The organism is Promicromonospora sp. NFX87 (assembly GCF_048564965.1).
Classification (GTDB): domain Bacteria; phylum Actinomycetota; class Actinomycetes; order Actinomycetales; family Cellulomonadaceae; genus Promicromonospora.
The window spans coordinates 1,576,137-1,598,495 of sequence record NZ_CP183413.1 but is presented as its reverse complement, the minus strand read 5'-3'; the positions used below and the strand labels follow the sequence as shown (position 1 = coordinate 1,598,495).

Genomic DNA, 22,359 nt, shown 5'->3' with positions numbered 1-22,359 from the left:
GTGACATGACAGATCCGGCGCACCCGCGGGAGTCTCCCCCGGGGCGCGCCGGATCTGGTCGGGCGATCGGACGATCAGACCGTCAGGCCGACGCGACGACGAGACCGGAGGTCTGCGTCTTGGCCCGGGCCAGGCGCTCGGAGACGTTGCTCCAGGACACCAGGTTCCACCAGGCCTTGATGTAGTCCGGGCGCACGTTCAGGTAGTCGATGTAGTAGGCGTGCTCCCAGCAGTCCAGCATGAGGACCGGGGTGAGCGCGAAGGGGATGTTGCCCTGCTGGTCGAACAGCTGGACGACGACCAGCTTCTGGCCGACGGAGTCCCAGGCCAGCACCGCCCAGCCGGAACCCTGCACACCGGCGGCGACAGCGGTGAAGTGCGCCTTGAACTTCTCGAACGAGCCGAAGTGCTCGTCGATCGCGCTCGCGATGTCGCCGGTGGGCTCGCCGCCGGCCTCGGGCGCCATGTTCGTCCAGAAGATCGAGTGGTTGATGTGACCACCGAGGTTGAACGCCAGGTCCTTCTCGAACTTGTTGACGTTCGCCAGGTTGCCCGTCTCGCGGGCCTCCTCGAGCTGCTCCAGGGCAGTGTTGGCGCCCTTGACGTACGTCGCGTGGTGCTTGGAGTGGTGCAGCTCCATGATCTTGCCCGAGATGTGCGGCTCGAGCGCGGCGTAGTCGTAGGTGAGGTCAGGGAGCGTGTAGACAGCCATTGCTGAGGTACCTCCAGGATCGGTCCGCACACCGGACGGTGCGCAGGGGAAGACGCCGTCCTGGTCGTGCGCCTGTGTGGTGCCCGCCGGGACGGCAATGGCCTGTGTCCCCGGCCGCATTCGCGGACCGGGAGACACAGGCCATCGCTTGGTGTCGCAGGTCGCTCAGTGCTCCCGCGAGGTGGTTCCTGCGCCGGCCTCGACGGCCTGGCGCTCGGATCCGTCGAGCTGGTCGTGCTCGCCGTGCGAGTGCGCGGCCTCGACCTCGGCCGGGCTGACAGGTGCGACGCGGTCCTCGTAGAAGAACCGGGACAGACCCTGCCAGCGCTTGTCGGCGCCGTAGCCCTTGCGCTTCACACCGCGTGCGTCGGTCTTCGGGGCGATCTCCAGCGGAGCCGGCGCCTCGTAGTTGACCCGCAGCCAGCGCTCCTGCTCGTCGAGCGGGGTGTGGACCTCGATGTACTCACCGTTCGCGAAGCGGACGATGCGGCCCGACTCGTGGCCGTGCAGCACGAGCTCGCGGTCCTTTCGCTGCAGCCCCAGGCAGATGCGCTTGGTGATGTAGTACGCGAACACCGGGCCGAGGAAGAGCAGGAAGCGGAAGACCCACGTGATCGCGTTGATCGACAGCCCGAAGTGCGTGGCGATGAGGTCGTTCGACCCGGCCAGGGCCAGGATGATGAACGCCGCGAGGAACGCGACCCCGAGCGCCGTCCGCACCGGCTTGTTGCGCGGGCGGTCGAGCACGTGGTGCTCCTTGTCGTCACCGGTCGCCCGGGCCTCGAGGAACGGGTAGACGATCAGGAACGTGAACAGGATGCCCGGGATGACCACCGCGGGGACCAGGACGTTGAGCGGGAGCGTGTATCCGAAGATGACCCACTCCGTGCCCTGCCCCGGCATCAGCCGCAGCGAGCCCTCGAGGAACAGCATGTACCAGTCCGGCTGCGCGCCGGCGGACACCGGCGACGGGTCGAACGGACCGTAGTTCCAGACGTTGTTGATCGACATCGTGGCGCCCATGAGCACCAGCACGCCGGCGACGATGAAGAAGTTGCCGGTCATCTTGGCGACGTACACCGGCGCCGCCGGGTAGCCCACCACGTTCTTGTCCGTGCGGCCGCCACCCGGGTACTGGGTGTGCTTCTGCAGCACCATCAGGAACAGGTGCAGCGCGATGAGGGCCAGCAGGATGCCGGGGACCACGAAGATGTGGAGCGTGAACAGGCGGGGCACGATGTGGTGGCCCGGGAACTCGCCGCCGAAGACGAAGTACGACAGGGGCGAGCCGATCAGCGGGATCGACTTGATCACGCCGTCGGTGATGCGCAGACCGTTGCCGGACAGGACGTCGTCGGGCAGCGAGTAGCCGGTGAAGCCGGCCGCCAGGCCCAGGATCATCAGGACGATGCCGACGATCCAGTTGATCTCACGCGGCTTGCGGAACGCGCCGGTGAAGAACACGCGCATCATGTGGACCACGATCGAGGCCATGAAGATCAGGGCCGACCAGTGGTGGATCTGCCGCATGAGCAGACCGCCGCGCACCTCGAACGACATGTCGAGCGTCGAGGCGAACGCGACGGACATGAGCTGCCCGTGCATGTTGGCCGGGTGCTCGCCCTCGTAGGTCTCGAGCGCCATCGACGGCTCGAAGAACATCGTCAGGAAGAAGCCCGAGGCGATCAGGACGACGAACGAGAACAGGGCGATCTCGCCCAGCATGAAGGACCAGTGGTCCGGGAAGACCTTGCGCGCGAACTCCTTGACCATCACACCGATCGTGGTGCGCTGGTCGAGGTAGTCGGCCGCCTTGCCGACTGTCGTCGTCGGCTTGGCCGGTGCCTCGCGCTTGGTGTCGTGGGTCGCGGTGCTCACTTCAGACGCTCCCAGAAGCTCGGGCCGATGGGCTCGGCGAAGTCGTCCTGCGCGATGAGGTAGCCCTCGTCGTCGACGGTGATGGGCAGCTGCGGCAGCCGGCGGTTGGCCGGGCCGAAGACGACCTTGGCGCTGTCCGCGATGTCGAACGTCGACTGGTGGCACGGGCACAGGAGGTGGTGGGTCTGCTGCTCGTAGAGCGCCACCGGGCAGCCCACGTGCGTGCAGATCTTCGAGTAGGCGACGATGCCCTCGTGGGACCAGGTCGCGCCCTCGGGCGACTGGTCGGTCCGGAGGTCCTCCGGGTTGAGGCGCACCATCAGGACGACGGCCTTGGACTTCTCCGTGATCCACTCGTGCGTCTCGCGGAACTCCTCGGTGGTCTCCGGGACGACGTGGAACACGGAGCCCACGGTGACGTCGGAGGCCTTGATGGGACGACCCGACGGGTCGATCGCGAGGCGCGTGCCCTGCTTCCACATCGTGTGCTTGAACTTCGAGATGTTCCAGTCGCCACCCACGGAGCCGATCAGCGGCACGGCGATGGCCAGCGGGAAGAGCGCCAGGGCACCGAAGAACGCACCCTTGAGCACGCCGCGGCGTCCGACGACGCCCGAGTCCTCGAGGCCGTCGTTGAGGTCCTTGATCGCGTCCGCGCGGGTCTCGTCGGACGACGCGAGCGGGTGCCGCTCCTGGACCATCTCGCGGTCACCCATGAGCGCCTTGGCCCAGTGGATGCCCGCGATGCCGATGCCGAGCAGCGACACCGCGAGGCCGAGGCCGATCAGCAGCGTCGACAGCCGGACGCCCGACGTCGTGCCGTCCGGCGGGACCATCACGTAGGCGACGATCGAGCCGATGGTGCCGAGGATCGACAGCACGAACAGGAAGGTGACCGTCCGCTCCGCACGCTTCGCGGCGCGCGGGTCGGTGTCGGTGAGGCGGTGCTTGTGCTCCGGGATGCCCGGGTCGGCGAACCGGTCGGCGGGGCCGACCGCGGTGCCTGCCTGAGGGGCGACCGTCACGTCCTTGGACGCGTCGGCTGGGGGGTTCTGGTTGTCGCTCACGAGGACTTGGCTCCGATCCACACAGCGGCGCCGATGAGCAGGCCGAGGCCGATCGCGAAGGCCCAGAGGCCTTCGGACACCGGCCCGAGGGCGCCGAGCGCGTTACCGCCCGCCGAACCCTCTCGCTGCTCGACGAGGAACGAGACGATGTCGCGCTTCTCGTCCGGCGTGATGTTCGCGTCGTTGAACACCGGCATCGACTGCGGGCCGGTGAGCATGGCCTGATAGATGTTCCGCTCCGACGTCTCCCACAGCGCGGGGGCGTACTTGCCCTCCGAGAGTGCGCCGCCGGCGCCCACGGCGTTGTGGCACATGGCGCAGTTGGTGCGGAACAGGGCCATGCCGTTGGAGGGGTCACCCTCTGCGGCGTCGACCTGCTCGTCGGTGGGGATGGCGGGGCCGGCACCCATCGAGGCGACGTACGCGGCGAGGGCCGCGGTCTGCTCCTCGTCGAACTGGGCCGGCTTGGCCCGCGCCTGGGGGCCGTTCATCTGCATCGGCATACGACCGGTCGACACCTGGAAGTCGACGGCGGCGGCGCCGACGCCCACCAGGGACGGCACGCCGTCCCTGCCCTCAGCGTTCGCACCGTGGCACGTCGCGCAGTTGGCCTGGAACAGCTTCTTACCGGTCTCGATGTCCGCGGTGCTGACGGTCTCGGCGTTAGCCGTGCTCGGAGCCAGGGCGGCGTAGATGCCACCCGTGGTCAGCAGCGCCAGCAGCAGGAGCACGACCGGCGCCAACCGGTGGTGCCTGCGGGCGGCGAGTGCCTTCACGAAAATGTCCTCGTCTCGCTTTGAGTGTTTGAGCTTCTCTGTCTTGAACCTATGCCACCGCACGTGGCCACGTCGCACCCGCGCCCCGTGGCGCAGGCACCACGAGGTCACTGCAGCAGGTAGATCACCGCGAACAGCGCGATCCACACCACGTCGACGAAGTGCCAGTAGTAGGACGTGACAATCGTGGTGGTGGCCTCGTGGTGACCGAAGCGCTTGGCGGCGAAGGAGCGGCCGAGCACGAAGAGGAAGGCGATCAGACCGCCGGTCACGTGCAAGCCGTGGAAGCCGGTGGTCATGTAGAAGACCGACCCGTAGGCGCTGGACGAGATCGTCAGGCCCTGGTGCACCAGCTCGGTGTACTCGAAGATCTGACCGCCGATGAAGAAGGCGCCCATCACGTAGGTCATCGTGAGCCACTCGTGCATGCCCCACGTCCAGAACTGGTACAGCTTGCCGGAGCGCGAGGGCTTGAACTGCTCAGCCTTGAAGACCGCCCACTGGCAGGTGAAGGAGGACAGCACCAGGACGATCGTGTTGATCGTCGAGAAGGTGATGTTCAGCTTGTCCGCCTGCAGCGCCCACTCCTCGGCCGGCATGGTCTGCCGGACCGTGAAGTACATCGCGAAGAGCGCTGCGAAGAACATGAGCTCGCTCGCGAGCCAGACGATCGTTCCGACCGAGACCGGGTTCGGACGATTGACTGTCACGTGCTGGTGTGTGGGGGTGGCTGCAGCCGTTGCGGTCGACACGACAGCCATTATGGCCGACGTTCGACCGTCTCGAACGCCGAAGCACCAGCGACGCTCGCGTCGAATCTCACAAAGTCCTTCCAACGCCCTGTCTGCGGCGTCTCTTGCTGACGCGATTCCCCAGAGTGCCATGAAAAGAGCACGGACAAATCTGCCGCGAGAGCGGGGACTGTGCCACGATCGACGCATGACCGGCATGACGACGGATGTGACCAGCGCAGGTACGAGCGGTATTGAGTCCGGCACCGAGTCCGGTATCGAGTCCGGCACCGAATCAGGTGCGGCGACGTCCAGCCCGCGAGTCCTCCTGTACAGCGACGACCGCACCGTGCGTGAGCAGGTCCGGCTCGCCGTCGGACCGCGCCTGCACGCGGGCTCGCCCGACATCGAGTGGCTGGAGATCGCCACCCCCGCCGCGGTGGTGGACAAGGCTGACAACGAGACGTGGGACCTGCTCGTCCTCGACGGCGAGGCCGACCAGACCGGTGGTATGGGGCTGTGCCGCCAGCTCAAGAACGAGATCTACGAGTGCCCTCCGGTGCTCGTCCTCACGGGCCGGCCTGCGGACACCTGGCTGGCCTCGTGGTCCCTGGCCGACGGCGTGGTGTCCCGCCCGCTCGACGCCATCAAGGTCCAGGAGGCAGTGGCGAAGCTCCTTGCCGCCCCCGTGGCGGGTACCGCGTGAACCTCGAGGCACCCACCTGGTCCGGCCTGCTGTCCGGGCTCATCACGGGCACCGACCTGAGCCAGGCCGAAGCCGCGTGGGCGATGGACCAGGTGATGACCGGCGAGGTCTCGCCCGTCCAGCTCGGCGGCCTCCTGGTGGCGCTGCGCGCCAAGGGCGAGACCGTCGAGGAGCTCGCCGGACTGACCGAGTCCATGGTCCGGCACGCGACCCGGATCGACGTGCCCGGCCCCTCGGTGGACATCGTCGGCACGGGTGGCGACCGCGCGCACACCGTGAACATCTCCACGATGGCGTCGGTGGTCATCGCGGGCACCGGCCTCCGCGTGGTCAAGCACGGCAACCGGGCGGCCTCGTCGTCGTCGGGCAGCGCGGACGTGCTGGAGGAGCTCGGCATCCGGCTGGACCACACCCCCGAGCGCGTGGCGCAGATCGCGCGCGAGGCGGGCATCACCTTCTGCTTCGCGATGGTGTTCCACCCGTCGATGCGCCATGCGGGCGTCACCCGCAGGGAGCTCGGCGTGCCGACGGCCTTCAACTTCCTGGGCCCGCTCACCAACCCGGCTCAGCCGCGTGCGGCCGCCGTCGGCTGTGCCGACGCACGGATGGCCCCGCTGATGGCCGGCGTGTTCGCGGAGCGTGGCAAGTCCGCGCTGGTGTTCCGCGGTGACGAAGGCCTGGACGAGCTCGCGGCCACCGCCGGCTCCACCGTGTGGGAGGTGGCCGACGGCGCGGTCACGGAGCACCGGCTGGACCCCGCCGCCGACCTGGGGCTCACCCGCATCAAGGTCGAGGACCTGCGCGGCCAGGACGCCGCCTACAACGCGGCGGTCGCGCGCGCGGTCTTCGCCGGCGAGGACGGGCCGGTCCGTGAGACCGTGCTGCTCAACGCGGCGTCCGGCCTCGTCGCCGACGGCTCCCTGCCGGGCACCGGAGCAGGCTCCGGGACGCTCGTCGAGCGGCTCACCGCCGGGATCGACCTCGCGGCCGAGGCCGTGGACTCGGGCGCTGCGCAGGCCACGCTGGAGCGCTGGATAGCCGCCAGCCGCTGAAACGCGGTCCGCGAAGTAGAGCGCCTGTCCGGCTCTCCCAATGTTGACGGGGAGAGCCGGACAGGCGCTCTACTTCGCGGACCACGTTTGGTCAGTGGGAGTGGATGCCTCGGGAGTACTCGAAGACCCAGCCCACGAGCGCGATGATCGCCAGGCAGAAGCCGATGTAGAGCACCCACCAGCCCACGGCGAGGCCGAGGAAGCAGATCGCGGCGGACCCGGCGATCGCCAGCGGCCACCAGCTCCAGGGCGCGTAGATGCCCTGGTCGCCCGCGGCGTCCTCGATGTTGCCGTTCGGGTCGTCCTCGGGGCGAGCGTCGATGCGCCGGGCCGTCAGGGCCAGGTACGCGCCGATCATCGCCACGAGGCCGCCGACCAGCGGCATGCCGAGGTAGCCGACGGGCTCGCTCCAGTCCGTCATGAAGCCGTAGACGATGCCGGCTCCGACGAACAGAGGCGTACCCCAGAGGAACAGCCTGCTCTCGATCTTCACTTGCTGGTCCCCTCGTCCGGCTGCTCGTCAACGATCGTGGTGCTGCTCTGGCCCGACTCGCCGCCGTCGCCGGCTGCGCGCTGCTGGGCCTGGGTGTCCTGACCGCGCCGGTCGGCCTCGCCGTAGACGTTGTCGAGCACGCCACGGTTGTACTCCGGGTGCTCCATGGCGACGACCTCGGGGTGGTGCAGGTCGAACGCCGGCGACTCCGAGCGGATGCGCGGGAGCGAGGCGAAGTTGTGCCGGGGCGGCGGGCAGGACGTGGCCCACTCCAGGGAGCGGCCGTAGCCCCACGGGTCGTCGACCGTGACCTTGGGCGCCTTGCGCCAGGTGACGTACACGTTCCAGAGGAACGGCAGGGTCGATGCCGCGAGGATGAACGCGCCGATCGTGGACACCTGGTTCTCCCAGGTGAAGCCCTCCTGGGGCATGTAGTCCGCGTACCGGCGCGGCATGCCCTCGACACCCAGCCAGTGCTGGATGAGGAACGTGGTGTGGAAGCCGACGAACAGCAGCCAGAAGTGCAGCTTGCCCAGGCGCTCCGACAGCATGCGGCCGGTCATCTTCGGCCACCAGAAGTAGAAGCCGGCGAACATCGCGAACACCACGGTGCCGAACACCACGTAGTGGAAGTGCGCCACCACGAAGTACGAGTCGGACAGCTGGAAGTCCAGGGCCGGGCTCGACAGGATGATGCCCGTCAGGCCACCGAAGAGGAACGTCACGAGGAAGCCGATGGACCAGAGCATCGGCGTCTCGAAGGTGAGCTTCCCTCGCCACATCGTGCCGATCCAGTTGAAGAACTTCACACCGGTGGGCACCGCGATGAGCATCGTCATGAAGGCGAAGAACGGCAGCATGACCGCGCCGGTCACGTACATGTGGTGCGCCCACACCGTCACCGACAGCGCGGCGATGGCGATGGTCGCGTACACGAGGCCGTTGTAGCCGAAGATCGGCTTCCGGCTGAACACCGGCAGGATCTCGGACACGATGCCGAAGAACGGCAGCGCGATGATGTACACCTCGGGGTGCCCGAAGAACCAGAACAGGTGCTGCCAGAGGATGGCGCCGCCGTTCTCCGGGTTGAAGATCTGCGCGCCGAGGCGACGGTCCGCGCCGAGCGCGAACAGGGCGGCCGCCAGGGGCGGGAAGGCCATCAGCACGAGGAGGCTGGTGATCAGCGTGTTCCACGTGAAGATCGGCATCCGGAACATGGTCATGCCCGGCGCGCGCATCGTGATGATCGTGGTGATGAAGTTGACCGCACCGAGGATCGTGCCGAAACCGGCCAGCGCGAGGCCGAAGACCCAGAGGTCACCACCCAGCCCCGGACTGTAGGTGGTGGTCGACAACGGCGCGTACGCGAACCAGCCGAACGACGCGGCGCCCTGCGGGGTCAGGAACCCGGCCACCGTGATGAGGCCGCCGAACAGGTACAGCCAGTAGGCGAACATGTTCAGGCGGGGGAACGCGACGTCGGGCGCACCGATCTGGAGCGGCATGATCACGTTCGCGAAGCCCGCGAAGAGCGGGGTGGCGAACAGCAGCAGCATCACGGTGCCGTGCATCGTGAAGAGCTGGTTGTACTGCTCCTTGCTCTGCACGAGCTGGATACCCGGCTCGAAGAGCTCCGCGCGGATCAGCAGGGCCATCAGGCCGCCGATGCAGAAGAACAGGAACGACGAGATCAGGTAGAGGTACCCGATCGTCTTGTGGTCAGTGGAGGTGATCCACTTGATGACGGTCCGGCCGAGCGTCTGTCGCCCGGGCGCCAGGCCCGGGATGAGCTCGGTCGTGGTTGCTGCGGCCATCAGTGCTCAGCCTCCGCTTCCTCGGTGTTGACGGGACCCTGCGTACGGGCGAGGTCCATGCCCAGTGCGCCGGTCTGGCCCTTGGCCGCGAGCTCCGCCATGTGGGCGTCGTACTCCTCCGCCGAGACGACCTTCACGTTGAAGAGCATGCCGGAGTGGAACTCGCCGCAGAGCTCCGCGCACTTGCCGGCGTAGGTGCCCTCACGGGTCGGCGTGACCTGGAACGTGTTGGTCCGCTGCGGGATCATGTCCTGCTTGTACAGGAACGCGGGGATCCAGAACGAGTGGATGACGTCGCGCGAGTCGAGCGTGAACTCCACCGTCTCGTTGACCGGCAGGTAGAGCGTCGGGAACGACGTCGAGGTGCCGATGGCGCCGTCGAGCTCGTCCTCCGCGGTGACGCTGCCGGGGTCCGCCTCGTGCTCGCCGTAGTCGTAGACGTCGGCGTCGAGGTAGTTGAAGTCCCAGCTCCACTGCTTGCCGATGACCTGGATGTGCTCGGTCGCGGTGCCGTCGACCCTGTTGATCTCGGTCACGTCCCGGTCGGTGTACCAGAACAGCACGAGCACCATGATCAGCGGCACGGCCGTGTACATGAGCTCGAGCGGCAGGTGGTAGCGCGTCTGTATCGGGAGCTGGTGGTCTTCCTTGCGCTTCCGGTACGCCGCGATGCACCAAAGGATCAGGCCCCACGTCACGATGCCCACGAGCATGGCAGCGATCCACGAGCCCACCCAAAGATCGGTGATGCGCGCAGTCTGGTTAGTCACCTCCCCGTCGCTGTAGCCGGGCAGGTATCCGCGCTGGACGGATTCGCTTGCGCAGCCGGTAGCCACAACTGCGACAGCGACGGCTAGAGCCGACGTACGCAGGATGGCCCGACGGGTGCGGGTAGGTGCCTTCGAGTGCAAGGGAGGCCTTTCACGTCTCGTCCGGCGCGTCGCACCGGTTTCCTCCCGAGCTCCACGCAGAACCTTCGTCCTCGATGGGATGCAGCCTAGCGCGCTCCGGGGCCTGATGATGCCCGGAGGAGGGCCCGGGGGACGTGACGCACTCCGCACCCGGGGCGCCCATCCAGGCTGTTCAGGACACGCGCGCAGGTCGTGTCAGAACAATGGTGGCGGCGGGCCGGTCCGCGCGGGTGCGAGGATCAGGTGGACGACTCAGGAGCAGGAGGACGTGTGAGCCACGCCACCCCCGGTACGCCCGACCGGGTGCATCTCGACAACGGCGGTCGTGCCCCGTGGCACCCGCTCGCCCGGCAGGCGTTCGAGCAGGCGCTCGGCGACGGCTGGGCCGATCCGCGCCGGCTGCACGCCGAGGGCCGCCGCGCCGCCCGTCTGCTCGACGCCGCCCGCGAGGCGATCGCAGCGGTGCTGGGCGCACGGACCCAGGAGGTCCACCTCACGCCGAGCCACACGGCCTCGCTGCACACGGCCGTCGCCTCCGCTGCCGCCGGCCGACGGCGTGCGGGCACCGCGATCGTGACCAGCGCCGTCGAACGGTCGGCGCTGCTGCAGGCGGCCGCGCACGCGGCGGGCGGCGCGCAGGCGGCCTCCCCGGTCCCGGTCGACCGGCTCGGGCGGGTGGACGCCGACGCGATGATCGCCGCCGTCCGGGCCCCCGGTGTCGCACTGGCCGCGCTGCAGCACGCGAACGGTGAGGTCGGCACGCTGCAGCCGGTCGAGGCGGTGCACGACGCCGCCCGCGCGGCCGGCGTCCCGCTCCTGGTCGACGCGGGAGCGAGCGTCGGACACGTCGCGGTGCCCGCGACCTGGGACCTCCTGGCCGCCGACCCCGCCGACTGGGGCGGGCCCGCCGGGATCGGGGTGCTCGCCGTCCGGCAGCGGGTCCGCACCACGCCCGTGGGTCCGGAGGACGAGGATCCCTGGGCACCGGGCGGCGTCAGCGTGCCGCTCGCGTTCGCCGCGGCGGTGGCGCTGCAGGCGGTCGAGGCGGACCGGGCAGAGCAGGAGGTGCGGCGCCGGCAGCTCGTCGAGCGGCTGCGGGCAGAGGTGTCCCGCATCCCCGACGTCGAGGTGGTGGGCGATCCGGACGGCCGGCTCCCCCACGTCGCGACCTTCTCGTTCCTCTACGTGGACGGCGAGGCGCTCGTGACGGAGCTGGACCGGCACGGGTTCGCCGTCGGCTCCGGCTCGGCGTGCACCTCGAGCACGCTGGAGCCCTCGCACGTGCTGGCCGCGATGGGCGTGCTCACGCACGGGAACGTGCGGATCGCCCTGGACCGGACCACTACCGCCGACGAGGTGGACCGCTTCTGCGCGGTGCTGCCGGACGCGGTAGCCCGGGTGCGGGAGATGCTCGGCGTGGGCGGCCTCTGAGGTGTCAGAACCACAGGTCACTAGAGTGACTCACGTGTCTGACACGTTGGTGGACGCCCGCGGGCTGCGGTGCCCCCTGCCCGTGATCCGGCTGGCGGCCGCCGCGAAGGGCCTGCCGGCGGGCACCGAGCTGACCGTCCTGTCGACCGATCCCGCCGCGAAGCTGGACGTGCCCGCGTGGTGCCGCATGCGCGGGCACGAGCACGTGGCGACCCACGAGCACGTGGCGGACTCCGACGGGAGCGACTGGACCGGCTGGTCCGTCACGGTCCGGCTGGCCTGACCAGGAACCCGGCCGCCCGGCCCAGCGGCCCGGAACGAGAAGCGGGCCGGTCACCGCGAAGGTGACCGGCCCGCTTCTCGTTCGACGTGTTGCCGACGCAGAGCTCGGATCAGGAGAACGACCCGCCACAGGCGCACGCGCTGCCTGCGTTCGGGTTGTCGATCGTGAAGCCCTGCTGCTCGATGGTGTCCTTGAAGTCGATGGTGGCGCCCTCGAGGTACGGCACGCTCATCTTGTCCACGACGACCTCGACGCCGTCGTAGTCACGCAGCGCGTCCCCGTCGAGCACACGCTCGTCGAAGTAGAGCTGATAGATCAGCCCGGAACAGCCGCCAGGCTGCACCGCCACACGGAGGCGCAGGTCGTCGCGGCCCTCCTGCTCGAGCAGGCTACGGACCTTGCCCGCGGCGACGTCGGTGACGTTGACGCCGTGGGTCCCGATGTCCGTGGTCGTGTCGGTCATGTCATCTCCCGATCGTGTTCGACATACCGGTAGTCGATGTCTCAGCGGTGCCAACCCATCGGGCCGTCCGTCTGTTCCCGTCGCCGGTCTGTTCTCAGATCGTACGCCCACGGACCGGCCGCGCCCATCACCGTCCGGGGTTCAGCGCGCCCACCCCGGCGTCCAGGTCCTGGCGACGCGGGTGACGTCTCCGTCGGCCGCCTCGTGCACCCCGCTGAGGCCCGCCGTCGACCATTCGCGCCTGCTCACCTCGCTGCGGTCCGTGATCACGACGACGGGTACGGCGTGCGGGGCGGCCGCCGCCGCGGCCTCGACGACCACGCCGCGGTGCAGTCCCTCGCCGTCGAGCCGCGTGACGTACGCCACGACCACGTCGGCCCGCGCGGCCGCCTCCGCGAGCACGGCGCCGTCGCCGCGGGGCAGGGCGGACGGCGCGGGGCCGGGTGCGCTGGGGCCCGGACGGTCCGGCCCGACGGCGAGCGGCCCGACGGCGTCCGGCCGCCCCACGGGGATCGCCGCGCCGGCCAGCAGGACCCCGCCGCCGGCGCCCGTGCCGTGACCAGCCCCGGCGGCCTGCGGGCCGCTCGGCCCCGGTCCTGCGGCGGACGAGCCGGCAGCGCCCGGCACCCGCACCTCGCGGGCCGCGGCGGTCGTGTGGGGCGCGGCGGCGCACCACGCGGAGGCGAGTCGCTCGGCGTCGGGCAGGTTCTCGGCAAGCAGCAGCACGTGCACCGACGCATCGTGACACCGTCCTGTCTGGCTGTCACCACCGCGTGTCATGATGGTGACCGTGAGCACCCTGCTGGCTGAACACCCCGGTTTCTCCGAGCCCGCCCCGTCCCCGCTGCTGCTGCTCGGCCAGGGCCGTGACCTGGCCTCCGAGCGTGGCGTGGAGTGCGTGGGCGAGCTCCCCGCACCGAGCGACCCGAACCTCGTCGAGCGGGCCCGTGCGGCGCGCGCCGCCCTGGGCAGCCGGGCGTTCGTGCTCGGGCACCACTACCAGCGCGACGAGGTGATCGACTTCGCCGACGTCACCGGCGACTCCTTCAAGCTCGCGCGCGAGGCCGCCGCCCGCCCCGAGGCGGAGTTCATCCTGTTCTGCGGGGTGCACTTCATGGCCGAGAGCGCGGACATCCTCACCTCGGACCAGCAGCAAGTGGTGCTGCCCGACCTCGCGGCCGGCTGCTCCATGGCGGACATGGCCGCGATCGGCCAGGTCGAGGAGGCCTGGGCGGTGCTGCAGGACGTCGGCATCGCGGACTCGACGATCCCCGTCACCTACATGAACTCGTCGGCCGCCATCAAGGCGTTCACCGGCCGCCACGACGGCACCGTGTGCACGTCGTCCAACGCCGAGGTCGCGCTGCGCTGGGCGTTCGACCAGGTGGGCGGGATCGACGGCACCGGGAAGGTGCTGTTCCTCCCCGACCAGCACCTGGGCCGCAACACCGCGGTCCTCGCGCTCGGGATGTCGCTGGACGACTGCGTGATCTTCGACCCGCGCAAGCCGAACGGCGGGCTGACCGACCAGGAGCTGCGCGACGCCCGGATGATCCTGTGGCGCGGGCACTGCTCGGTGCACGGCCGCTTCTCCGAGAAGAACGTCAGCGACATCCGCGCGGCGGTGCCCGGCGTCAACGTGATGGTGCACCCGGAGTGCAAGAACGAGGTCGTCACGGCCGCCGACTACGTGGGCTCCACCGAGTACATCATCAAGAAGCTCGAGGCCGCGGAGCCCGGCTCCTCGTGGGCCATCGGCACCGAGCTGAACCTGGTGCGCCGGGTCGCCAAGGCGCACCCGGACAAGAACGTGCACTACCTCGACTCGACGGTCTGCTTCTGCTCCACCATGAACCGGATCGATCTGCCCCACCTCGTGTGGGCGATGGAGTCGCTCGTGGAGGGACGCATGGTGAACCGGATCGTCGTGGACGCCGACGACGCCCACTGGGCCCGCGTGGCGCTCGACCAGATGCTGGCCCTCCCCGGAATCTGACACGGAGCGAGCACATGACCGGTAACGGCGGGCTGCGCATCGGGATCTTCGTCTTCGACGGGGCGGAGGAGCTCGACGTCGTCGGGCCCTTCGAGGTGTTCGCGGAGTGGGGCTCCCACTCGCAGGAGCTACGGCCGACGGTGAGCACGTTCTCCTGGGACGGCTCCGGCGTGCGGCTCGCGAAGGGTCTGCGGATCCTGCCGGCGCACGGCGCGGACGACGTCGGGCCGCTGCACGTGCTGATCTACCCGGGCGGCATGGGTACGCGACCGCTGATCGCCCAGGCAGGGCACCTCGAGTGGTTGCGCCAGATCCGCAAGCAGACCCCGGTCATGGCCAGCGTCTGCACGGGCGCGCTCTCGTTCGCCGCCGCGGGGCTGCTGGCGGGGCGGCCTGCCACCACCCACCGCGACTACTACGACGAGCTCGCCGAGCTCGACCCGAGCATCCTCGTGGACACCGAGGCGCGGTTCGTGGACGACGGCGACGTCGTCACCTCCGCGGGCGTCGCGGCGGGGATCGACATGGCCCTGCACCTGGTCGAACGGCTGGAGTCGGCGGACGTCGCCTGGGCGGTGCGGCGCGAGATCCAGTACCAGGCCGACTGACCGCACGGCTGCACGGCGGGACGCGACGAAGCCTCTGGCACCAGAGGTATCTGATACTGCCGGTTCTCGGTATAACCTTCGTCGCATGGCTCGCATGTTCCAGCTCACCTGGACCGGACTCTTCCCGCGCAAGGCCCGCCCGGGGCAGACCCTGCTCGACCCGTCGGTCACCCGGATGCGCGTCGGGCTGCTCGACCTCGACTCGAACCTCCACGTCAACAACGGCACGTACCTGCAGATGATGGACGTGGCCCGGAACAACCAGATCGCCGACCTCGGCATGTTCCCGGTCGCCCGCCAGAAGGGCTGGGCGCCGGTGGTCGCGGCGTCGACCATGAAGTACCGCCGGTCCCTGCGGCCGTTCGAGCGGTTCGAGATCACCACGCGGATCATCGGCTGGGACGAGCGCATGTTCTACCTGGAGCAGGTGTTCACGCGGGAGGGCAAGCTGTACGCCCGCGGGATCGTGGCCAGCCGGTTCCTGGACCGCAAGGGCAACCGGATCTCCGCGCTCGACGTCGTGCGGGACGCCATGGGCGAGAACCTCGCCTCCCCCGAGCTCCCCGAGGACGTCGCGGCCTGGGCCCGCGCGATGGATGTCGCACCGCGCGAGCCCTCGACCACGATCAAGGGCTAGAGCAAGAGCTAGAGCCCCTCGCCGACCTTCGTCAGCAGCAGGGCCTCCGCCAGGACCACCTTCTGCAGCTCGCCGAGGTGCACCGACTCGTTCGCGCCGTGCGCCCGCGAGTCCGGGTCCTCGACACCGGTCACGAGGATCGCGGCCTCCGGGAAGACCTCCAGCAGGTCCGCGATGAACGGGATCGACCCGCCCACGCCGACGTCGACCGGCGGCGTGCCCCACGCCTCGGCGAACGCGGCGCGCGCCGCGCGCATCGCCGCCGTGTCGCCGGCCGCGAGGAACGGCTTGCCCTGCTCGCCGGTCCGCCATGTGACCTGCGCGCCGAACGGCGCGTGCTTCGCCACGTGCTGGGCGAGCGCCGCGTCGGCCGCCACGGGGTCCTGCCCCGGGGCGAGGCGCAGCGAGATCTTCGCCGTGCAGCTCGGGGCGATCGTGTTCGACGCCTCCGCCACCGACGTCACGTCCATCCCGATCACGGAGAGCGCGGGCTTGGCCCACAGCCGCCCGGAGACCGTGCCGGTGCCGGCGAGCGAGACGCCGTCGAGCAGCGACGAGTCCGCGCGGAACGCGGCCTCGGAGTAGTCGACCTCCGGCTCGGAGGCGGCCACCAGGCCGTCGATCGCCACGTCGCCCGCCTCGTCGTGGAACGTCGCCACCAGGCGGGACATCAGGGTGACGGCGTCCAGCACAGCACCACCGAACATGCCGGAGTGCACGGCGTGCTCGAGGACCTTCAGCTCGACCACGCCGTCGACCAGACCGCGCAGCGACGTCGTGAGGGCGGGGACGCCGATGCTCCAGTTCGTGGAGTCGGCGACGACGATGACGTCCGCCGCCAGCAGGTCGCGGTGCGTCTCCAGGAACGCACGGAACGACGGCGACCCCGACTCCTCCTCGCCCTCGAGGAAGACCGTGACGCCGACCGGCAGGTCCGCGCCGTCGGGCAGGCCGAGCGCACGCAGCGCGCCCAGGTGGGCGATGATGCCCGCCTTGTCGTCGGCCGCACCACGGCCGTAGAGCCGCTCGCCCACCTGGGTGGGCTCGAACGGCGCGGTGTCCCAGGTCGCGGGATCGCCCGGCGGCTGCACGTCGTGGTGCGCGTACAGGAGCACGGTCGGCGCCCCCTCGGGCGCCGGCCTGCGCGCGACGACGGCGGGTGCGCCCGGCGTGCCGTCAGGCCGCGGCGCGGACAGGATCTGGACGTCGGGCAGGCCCGCGTCCCGCAGGAGCTGCTCGGTCGCTGCCGCGCTCGCGGCGACGTGCGCCTGGTCGAACGCGGCGGCCGAGACGCTCGGGATGCGCACCAGCGCCTCGAGATCGGCCTGCAGGGCGGGGAACAGCTCGGCGACGCGGGCGCGGAGGGCCGCGGTTGTATCGGAAGTCACCGCCCCACGTTAACGGCTCGCAGCGGGGCACCGCCGCGACCGATTAGGCTGGGGAGGTGTTCTCCCGCAGCAAGACTCCGACACCCGACGGCGTGACCCCCGTGGGCGACTCCCCCGACGACGTGACGCCCGCGTCCGCGACGACGTCGGACAGCGCCCTGAAGAAGGGGCGTCCGACGCCCAAGCGCAACGTCGCGCAGGCCGCGAACAAGCGTCCCCTCGTCCCGAACGACCGCAAGGCCGCACGCAAGACGCAGCGCGAGAAGTCGCGCATCGACCGCGAGCGCGCCTACCAGGCGATGCAGACCGGCGACGAGAAGTACATGCCGGCCAAGGACAAGGGTCCTGTGCGCCGGTACGTGCGCGACTTCGTGGACGCACGCTGGAACCTCGGCGAGTTCTTCCTGCCGGTCGCGTTCATCTTCCTGTTCGCGACGTTCTTCACCTCGCAGTACCCGCAGCTCAGCATCATCGTGATGCTCGGCCTCTACGGGTTCCTGTTCCTGACGATCATCGACGCGTGGCTGCTGTGGAGGTCGCTGAAGAAGCGCCTGACCGCGAAGTTCGGCGACGTGCAGCGCGGTCTCCTGATGTACACGATCACGCGCGCCTACCAGCTGCGCCGTTCGCGGCTGCCGAAGCCGATGAGCAAGAAGCGCGGCAACTACCCGGAGTAACCCCGCTTGCCGGACGGTGGTTGTCAGACGGCGCCGCACGTGTCAGACACACGGGTCACCAGGGTGACCTGTACGTCTGACACGTGCGGCGCCGTCTGACAACTCAGCGCACTGGGTCAGGCCGGGCGCTTCTTCGGCATGCCCTCGAGGGTCTTCGCCGGGTCGCGCTCGATCACGCCGTCGAGCGCGTCGTCGATCTGCTTCATCAGCTCGGCGGGGATCGTCACACCCGACGCCTTGACGTTCTCGGCAACCTGCTCCGGACGCGACGCACCCACGAGCGCGGCGGCCACGTTGTCGTTCTGCAGCACCCACGCGACGGCGAGCTGGGCCATCGACAGGTCCAGCTCGGCGGCCACCGGCTTGAGGTTCTGCACGGCGGTCAGCGTCTCGTCGGTCATGAAGCGGCTGATCGTCTGCGCGCCGCCCTTCTCGTCGGTCGCGCGCGAGCCGGCGGGCGCCGGCTGGCCCGGCAGGTACTTGCCCGAGAGCACGCCCTGCGCCATCGGCGACCAGACGATCTGCGAGACGCCGGTCTCCTTCGAGGCGGGCACCACCTCGTCCTCGATGACCCGCCACAGCATGGAGTACTGCGGCTGCGAGGAGATCAGCTGGAAGCCGAGCTCCTTGGCGAGCGCGGCACCCGCGCGGATCTGGTCGGCGGACCACTCCGAGACACCGATGTAGAGGGCCTTGCCCTGGCGGACGATGTCAGCGAACGCCTGCATCGTCTCCTCGAGCGGGGTCTCGACGTCGTACCGGTGCGCCTGGTACAGATCGACGTAGTCGGTGCCGAGGCGGGTCAGGGAGCCGTTGATCGACTCCATGATGTGCTTGCGGGACAGGCCCACGTCGTTGGGGCCCTTGGGGCCGGTGGGCCAGTAGACCTTCGTGAAGATCTCCAGCGACTCGCGACGCTCGCCCTTCAGCGCGTCGCCGAGCACCTGCTCCGCGGCCGTGTTGGCGTACGCGTCGGCGGTGTCGAAGGTGGTGATACCCGCGTCGAGGGCGGCGCGGACGCACGCCGTGGCGACGTCGTTCTCCACCTGCGAGGCGTGGGTGAGCCAGTTGCCGTAGGTGATCTCCGAGATCTTGAGACCACTGTTGCCGAGGTACCGGTAGTTGACCATGTCGTCACCCTATGACAACCGTCGAATCGAATCGACCCCCTCTTCCATCACTCGATCCTGGCGCGGTGCAGGAGCGCCGTGCCGGCGTCCACGTCCTCCACCCGCCAGGCGACGAGGTCCCCGGCGATCGCCACCGACGCCGTACCGGAGCCCCGGTCCAGGAGGTGTGGCCGCCCCTCGCCGAGCGCGTCCTCGACCAGGTACACGGTGCTCCCGTCGTCGCCCACCGTGCTCCACACGACGTCGTCCGCGGCCACGTCGATCGACGTCACGATGTCTCCGGCCGCTCCCGGTTCGAAGGTCCGCTCCCGCCCGGTCCTGCGATCCAGCACATGGACCGCGGCGCCGTCGTTCCAGGCCACGAGCCTGTCGGACGCCGCGAGCTCCGTGCCCCAGCTGTCGATGTCCTCGGGTTCGGCGGCCGTGGCGAGCCGGACGATCTCCGTGCCTCCGTCGTCCCGGTACGAGGTGACGACGTAGCGCGTCACACCGTCGCTGCCGCGTGTCGCAGCCGTGGTGAGCACCTCGTCGTCGTGGGTCGCGAACGTCCGCACCGCCGTCGCGACGACCTGCTCGGCACCCTCGCCGTCCGCATCCTTCGCCCAGACCTTGCTCAGGTGCTCGCCGTCCGGCCCCGTGCCGTTGGTCATCCAGACGGCTCGTCGGGCGGTGAGCCCGACCCACGGGTCGCGGAGGGTCTCGCCGTCCGCCGCGAGGTCCGGCTCAAGGTGCTCCGCCACCGTGACCGGAGCCGACCCGGCTGCTCCGCCGTACGCGCGGATCGCCCAGACCTCCGGGTCGCCGCCGTCGACCACCGGTGTCTCGACCCAGGCCAGCCGGTCGCCCTGGCGCACCACGTCGAAGATCGGAGCGCTCAGGCCGTCGACCGTTCCCGACCCCACGTAGTCACCGCGGTGCGGGATCCCGTCCTCCTGGATCTCCACGGACTCGACGACGGACGAACCGGCGCCATGAGGCACTTCGGGCGTCCCGGAATCCGGGAAGGACGTCACCATGAAGTACGAGCCGTCCTCGGCCAGCGTCGCCGTAGCGGTGTCGTCGCCCAGGACGGCGAACGTCTCGCGCAACGGCTCCACCTCCGCGGCGGGAACGGTCGGGGCGGCGGTGAGGCCAGGCCCCGGCTCCGGGTTCACGAGCAGCCGATCGATGCCCGTGACCTCCCGGAACCACTCGCTGCCCGGCAGGGCGACCTCTCCCAGGCCCGGCACGCGCACCGGTCCCAGCAGGAACCACACCAGCAGCAGCGCGGCGACGCCCGACGTCGCACCCTGCGCCACCCGACGGCGACGCAGCGCCGCCCGGCTGCCGCGCAGCACGGCGGCGGCGTCCACGACCGGCGCGTCGACCATCTCCAGGTCGGCTCCCGCGACCATGCCGCGCAGACGTTCCAGCGCGCGGGCGTTGGTCGCCTTGACCGTGCCGACGCTCCGGCCGAGCTCCGCCGCGACGTCCGCCTCCGAGAGATCCAGCAGGTGCCGGAGCACGACGACGCGCCGCTGCTGGGGTGCGAGCCGTGCGAGGGCCCGCACGAGCGCGTCCCGCAACGCCACCTCGCCCGACCCGTCCTGGGCCGCCCCTACCGGGATGTGGTCGTCGCCCGGTATCAGCTCGCGCCGGACGTGCCGCCACGTGTCGATGCGCTGGTTCACCAGGATGCGCCGGGCGTACGCACGCGGCTCGCGGTCCCGGACCCGGTCCCAGACGCGGTAGGTACGCTCGAACGCGGTCTGCACCAGGTCCTCGGCGCGGTGGCTGTCGCCGGCCAGGAGGTACGCGGTGCGGTAGAGGTAGGGCCCGGCTGTCTCGACGAACGCGACGAAGTCGTCGTCGCGCGATCGAGCCACGCGCACGCTGGCGCGCTCGGTCTCATCTTCGGTGTCGATGCTCATACCCCCCACCACGTACGGCGAGGCTCGCAGGTTTATCGGCCGGCCGCGACGGAGGCCGGCCTCCGTGCCGTCACAGGGTCTGGCCCGCGCCTGCCGACGAGTCCCCGAGCCCGCGCAGCACGCCCACGGCCAGCAGGGCCTGCCCCACGACGTAGGCCAAGGCCACCGCCCGGAGGCTGAGGGTGGTGCCGACCCCACCCGTCATGGTCCCGATCAGCAGCAGTGCCGCCGCCCCGACGTGGAGCAGTGCGCCGACGCCGGCGAGGCGGTCGACCCGCCAGGCCACCACCGTCAGCAGGGACACCGCGGCAACCCAGGCCGCACCCGCCACGACCGCGCCGACGACGTAGTCGCCGAGGTCCACGTGCGCGACCCCGGCGACCAGGACCGCGACCGCGGCCACGCCCGCGACCAAGCAGGTGACGTCGGTGGCCGCGCGCAGCGGTCCCGCATCCAGCCACCCGCGGAACGCGACGACCTGCACGACCAGGGCCAGCGCGAGAACCGCGCCGCTCACCATCGCCATGTAGACGAGCCCCTCGAGCTCCATGCCGTTCATCAGCGTGTCCCACAAGCCGGGGAAGAGCGCGGTCGTGACGAACACGTCGCCCAGGTAGCCCAGCGCCAGGGCGACGAGCATGAGGACCACGGGACGCGGCCGCCCCACCCCACCGGACGACGGCGCCGCCGTCCACAACGTCAGCGCCAGGAGCGGGAGCAGCAGCAGGTGCGCCACGAGAACCACCGTGAGCCCGCCCTCGTCCCATGCGCCCACGTCGCCCGTCATGCGGATCACGACCGCGACGATCAGCAGGCCGAACGCGATCCGGGACACCAGCCCGGGCAGGAGTGCGCGGATACCGACACGCGGGGTCTCGACGTCGGTGCTGGTCATGTCGCTGGTCATGTCGCAATGGTGGGTGCCTGCCCGCCCGGGCGCCACCAAAGCAGAGGTTTTCGTCAGTGGCGCCCCGTAAGACCTGATGGCGCGAGCCACCGCGCGGAGACCTGCACCACGGGGCCGACGCCGAAGGCGAAGACGACAGTCGCCCAGCCGAACGTCCCGCCCAGCAGCACGCCGAGCAGCACGACGCCGACCTCGATACCGGTCTTGACCAGCCAGACGGGCCAGCCGGTCTGCTGCACCAGACCGGTCATCAGCCCGTCGCGCGGGCCGGGGCCGAACCGGGCCCCGACGTAGGCCGCGGTGCTCACCCCGAGCAGCACGATCCCGCCCAGGGCCAGAGCGATCCCGGCGGGGAGCCCCGGGGCGGGCAGCAGCCGCTCCAGCACCCACAGGGCCGGGTCGATCACCAGGCTGATCACGATGATGTTGGCGACCGTGCCGACGCCCGGCCGCTGGCGCAGCGGGATCCAGGCGAGCATCACGAGCAGCCCGATCCCGAGCACCACCCACCCGTAGGCGAGGTCCGTGCGGTCCACGATGCCCTGGTCCAGCACCGCCCACGGCATCGCTCCCTGGCCCGAGTGCAGCATCATCGCCGTGGCGACGCCGAAGCCGACGAGGCCCAGCAGCAGCTGGGCGACCCGGCGCGCGGGGTGCATCACGACGGCTGCGGGGCTCCCTTCCTCCGGTGCGGTAACGGGGAGGACTCCGGGGTCGGCCGGGCGGCCGGTGGTCGTGGTCATATGCCCATGGTGCGCGCCATTGGCCTTGTCTTCCATGGCCAATCGG

At 70.2% G+C, this 22,359-nt stretch carries 23 protein-coding genes; 8 read left to right on the top strand and 15 right to left on the bottom strand.

Translation table 11 applies throughout. The features are described from left to right. Window positions 1-82: 82 nt before the first annotated feature. The 5 genes from ACNYC2_RS07210 to ACNYC2_RS07190 all read right to left on the bottom strand — a co-directional run bounded on the left by ACNYC2_RS07210 (window position 83) and on the right by ACNYC2_RS07190 (window position 5,194). Window positions 83-712: a superoxide dismutase gene (locus tag ACNYC2_RS07210; RefSeq protein WP_419706369.1), complete on the bottom strand. Its 630-nt coding sequence runs from the start codon at window positions 710-712 to the stop codon at window positions 83-85. A gap of 165 nt (window positions 713-877) precedes the next feature. Further along, window positions 878-2,590: a cytochrome b gene (locus ACNYC2_RS07205; RefSeq protein WP_419706368.1), complete on the bottom strand. Its 1,713-nt coding sequence runs from the start codon at window positions 2,588-2,590 to the stop codon at window positions 878-880. Further along, window positions 2,587-3,657, bottom strand: coding sequence for a Rieske 2Fe-2S domain-containing protein (locus ACNYC2_RS07200; RefSeq protein WP_419706367.1), 1,071 nt, complete (start codon window positions 3,655-3,657; stop codon window positions 2,587-2,589). Before ACNYC2_RS07200 ends, ACNYC2_RS07205 begins: the two co-directional genes overlap by 4 nt. Next, the gene (locus ACNYC2_RS07195; RefSeq protein ID WP_419706366.1) at window positions 3,654-4,433 is read right to left on the bottom strand and encodes a c-type cytochrome; all 780 of its coding nucleotides are present in this window, start codon (window positions 4,431-4,433) and stop codon (window positions 3,654-3,656) included. Before ACNYC2_RS07195 ends, ACNYC2_RS07200 begins: the two co-directional genes overlap by 4 nt. Before the next feature lie 107 nt (window positions 4,434-4,540). Further along, window positions 4,541-5,194, bottom strand: a complete 654-nt coding sequence (locus ACNYC2_RS07190) for a cytochrome c oxidase subunit 3 (RefSeq protein WP_116676037.1) — start codon at window positions 5,192-5,194, stop codon at window positions 4,541-4,543. 178 nt (window positions 5,195-5,372) lie between these two features. On the opposite strand from ACNYC2_RS07190, the gene ACNYC2_RS07185 reads away from it, so the two are divergent. Next, window positions 5,373-5,870 carry a hypothetical protein gene (locus tag ACNYC2_RS07185; protein ID WP_419706365.1) on the top strand — a complete coding sequence of 166 codons (498 nt, stop codon included), beginning with the start codon at window positions 5,373-5,375 and terminating at the stop codon, window positions 5,868-5,870. After that, a complete protein-coding gene (trpD, locus tag ACNYC2_RS07180) occupies window positions 5,867-6,922 on the top strand; it encodes an anthranilate phosphoribosyltransferase (protein ID WP_419706364.1) in 1,056 nt (351 codons plus the stop codon). Before ACNYC2_RS07185 ends, trpD begins: the two co-directional genes overlap by 4 nt. A 91-nt stretch (window positions 6,923-7,013) precedes the next feature. On the opposite strand, the gene ACNYC2_RS07175 is transcribed toward trpD, so the two are convergent. From ACNYC2_RS07175 to coxB, 3 genes are read right to left on the bottom strand one after another with little or no spacing between them, the layout of a single operon-like run. Then, window positions 7,014-7,415: a cytochrome c oxidase subunit 4 gene (locus ACNYC2_RS07175; protein ID WP_116676040.1), complete on the bottom strand. Its 402-nt coding sequence runs from the start codon at window positions 7,413-7,415 to the stop codon at window positions 7,014-7,016. Continuing rightward, complete coding sequence (gene ctaD, locus ACNYC2_RS07170; protein WP_377226543.1) at window positions 7,412-9,229, bottom strand: cytochrome c oxidase subunit I; 1,818 nt, start codon at window positions 9,227-9,229, stop codon at window positions 7,412-7,414. The genes ACNYC2_RS07175 and ctaD overlap by 4 nt, the downstream gene beginning before the upstream one ends. Next, a complete protein-coding gene (coxB, locus tag ACNYC2_RS07165; protein WP_419706363.1) occupies window positions 9,229-10,140 on the bottom strand; it encodes a cytochrome c oxidase subunit II in 912 nt (303 codons plus the stop codon). The genes ctaD and coxB overlap by 1 nt, the downstream gene beginning before the upstream one ends. A 270-nt stretch (window positions 10,141-10,410) precedes the next feature. On the opposite strand from coxB, the gene ACNYC2_RS07160 reads away from it, so the two are divergent. Beyond that, complete coding sequence (locus tag ACNYC2_RS07160; RefSeq protein ID WP_419706362.1) at window positions 10,411-11,571, top strand: cysteine desulfurase family protein; 1,161 nt, start codon at window positions 10,411-10,413, stop codon at window positions 11,569-11,571. A 34-nt stretch (window positions 11,572-11,605) separates the two neighbouring features. Continuing rightward, complete coding sequence (locus tag ACNYC2_RS07155; protein ID WP_419706361.1) at window positions 11,606-11,854, top strand: sulfurtransferase TusA family protein; 249 nt, start codon at window positions 11,606-11,608, stop codon at window positions 11,852-11,854. A gap of 109 nt (window positions 11,855-11,963) precedes the next feature. On the opposite strand, the gene erpA is transcribed toward ACNYC2_RS07155, so the two are convergent. After that, window positions 11,964-12,317 (bottom strand): iron-sulfur cluster insertion protein ErpA, encoded by a 354-nt coding sequence (gene erpA / locus ACNYC2_RS07150; protein WP_108495706.1) that lies wholly within the window; start codon window positions 12,315-12,317, stop codon window positions 11,964-11,966. 141 nt (window positions 12,318-12,458) lie between these two features. Next, window positions 12,459-13,049 (bottom strand): hypothetical protein, encoded by a 591-nt coding sequence (locus tag ACNYC2_RS07145; RefSeq protein ID WP_419706360.1) that lies wholly within the window; start codon window positions 13,047-13,049, stop codon window positions 12,459-12,461. 49 nt (window positions 13,050-13,098) lie between these two features. Here ACNYC2_RS07145 and nadA point away from each other — a divergent pair, with 49 nt between their 5' ends. From nadA to ACNYC2_RS07130, 3 genes are all read left to right on the top strand, one after another. Next, window positions 13,099-14,313 (top strand): quinolinate synthase NadA, encoded by a 1,215-nt coding sequence (gene nadA / locus ACNYC2_RS07140; RefSeq protein WP_419707788.1) that lies wholly within the window; start codon window positions 13,099-13,101, stop codon window positions 14,311-14,313. A 14-nt stretch (window positions 14,314-14,327) separates the two neighbouring features. Beyond that, the gene (locus ACNYC2_RS07135) at window positions 14,328-14,921 is read left to right on the top strand and encodes a DJ-1/PfpI family protein (protein WP_419706359.1); all 594 of its coding nucleotides are present in this window, start codon (window positions 14,328-14,330) and stop codon (window positions 14,919-14,921) included. Window positions 14,922-15,006: 85 nt separating this feature from the next. Further along, window positions 15,007-15,558, top strand: a complete 552-nt coding sequence (locus ACNYC2_RS07130) for an acyl-CoA thioesterase (protein ID WP_419706358.1) — start codon at window positions 15,007-15,009, stop codon at window positions 15,556-15,558. An 8-nt stretch (window positions 15,559-15,566) separates the two neighbouring features. Here ACNYC2_RS07130 and ACNYC2_RS07125 read toward each other — a convergent pair whose 3' ends face one another. Beyond that, window positions 15,567-16,946 carry a dipeptidase gene (locus ACNYC2_RS07125; protein ID WP_419706357.1) on the bottom strand — a complete coding sequence of 460 codons (1,380 nt, stop codon included), beginning with the start codon at window positions 16,944-16,946 and terminating at the stop codon, window positions 15,567-15,569. Window positions 16,947-17,002: 56 nt separating this feature from the next. Here ACNYC2_RS07125 and ACNYC2_RS07120 point away from each other — a divergent pair, with 56 nt between their 5' ends. Further along, window positions 17,003-17,623 carry a DUF3043 domain-containing protein gene (locus ACNYC2_RS07120; RefSeq protein WP_419706356.1) on the top strand — a complete coding sequence of 207 codons (621 nt, stop codon included), beginning with the start codon at window positions 17,003-17,005 and terminating at the stop codon, window positions 17,621-17,623. Between the two features lie 116 nt (window positions 17,624-17,739). Here ACNYC2_RS07120 and ACNYC2_RS07115 read toward each other — a convergent pair whose 3' ends face one another. The 4 genes from ACNYC2_RS07115 to ACNYC2_RS07100 all read right to left on the bottom strand — a co-directional run bounded on the left by ACNYC2_RS07115 (window position 17,740) and on the right by ACNYC2_RS07100 (window position 22,313). Next, on the bottom strand, window positions 17,740-18,753 hold the full coding sequence (locus ACNYC2_RS07115) for an aldo/keto reductase family protein (protein ID WP_419706355.1): 1,014 nt from the start codon (window positions 18,751-18,753) through the stop codon (window positions 17,740-17,742). Between the two features lie 47 nt (window positions 18,754-18,800). Then, window positions 18,801-20,663, bottom strand: a complete 1,863-nt coding sequence (locus ACNYC2_RS07110) for a SigE family RNA polymerase sigma factor (RefSeq protein ID WP_419706354.1) — start codon at window positions 20,661-20,663, stop codon at window positions 18,801-18,803. A 70-nt stretch (window positions 20,664-20,733) separates the two neighbouring features. Then, window positions 20,734-21,570 (bottom strand): hypothetical protein, encoded by an 837-nt coding sequence (locus tag ACNYC2_RS07105; RefSeq protein WP_419706353.1) that lies wholly within the window; start codon window positions 21,568-21,570, stop codon window positions 20,734-20,736. A 53-nt stretch (window positions 21,571-21,623) separates the two neighbouring features. Then, entirely contained in the window at window positions 21,624-22,313 is a 690-nt protein-coding gene (locus ACNYC2_RS07100) for a YczE/YyaS/YitT family protein (RefSeq protein ID WP_419706352.1), read from the bottom strand. Window positions 22,314-22,359: the final 46 nt, after the last annotated feature.

Bases quoted from the DNA above. Each gene is read 5' to 3' on its own strand.
- ACNYC2_RS07210 (WP_419706369.1), bottom strand. From the start codon at position 712: ATGGCTGTCTACACGCTCCCTGACCTCACCTACGACTACGCCGCGCTC.
- ACNYC2_RS07190 (WP_116676037.1), bottom strand. From the start codon at position 5,194: ATGGCTGTCGTGTCGACCGCAACGGCTGCAGCCACCCCCACACACCAG.
- ACNYC2_RS07185 (WP_419706365.1), top strand. From the start codon at position 5,373: ATGACCGGCATGACGACGGATGTGACCAGCGCAGGTACGAGCGGTATT.
- ctaD (WP_377226543.1), bottom strand. From the start codon at position 9,229: ATGGCCGCAGCAACCACGACCGAGCTCATCCCGGGCCTGGCGCCCGGG.
- erpA (WP_108495706.1), bottom strand. From the start codon at position 12,317: ATGACCGACACGACCACGGACATCGGGACCCACGGCGTCAACGTCACC.
- nadA (WP_419707788.1), top strand. From the start codon at position 13,099: ATGGTGACCGTGAGCACCCTGCTGGCTGAACACCCCGGTTTCTCCGAG.
- ACNYC2_RS07135 (WP_419706359.1), top strand. From the start codon at position 14,328: ATGACCGGTAACGGCGGGCTGCGCATCGGGATCTTCGTCTTCGACGGG.
- ACNYC2_RS07130 (WP_419706358.1), top strand. From the start codon at position 15,007: ATGGCTCGCATGTTCCAGCTCACCTGGACCGGACTCTTCCCGCGCAAG.
- ACNYC2_RS07115 (WP_419706355.1), bottom strand. From the start codon at position 18,753: ATGGTCAACTACCGGTACCTCGGCAACAGTGGTCTCAAGATCTCGGAG.
- ACNYC2_RS07110 (WP_419706354.1), bottom strand. From the start codon at position 20,663: ATGAGCATCGACACCGAAGATGAGACCGAGCGCGCCAGCGTGCGCGTG.
- ACNYC2_RS07105 (WP_419706353.1), bottom strand. From the start codon at position 21,570: ATGACCAGCGACATGACCAGCACCGACGTCGAGACCCCGCGTGTCGGT.
- ACNYC2_RS07100 (WP_419706352.1), bottom strand. From the start codon at position 22,313: ATGACCACGACCACCGGCCGCCCGGCCGACCCCGGAGTCCTCCCCGTT.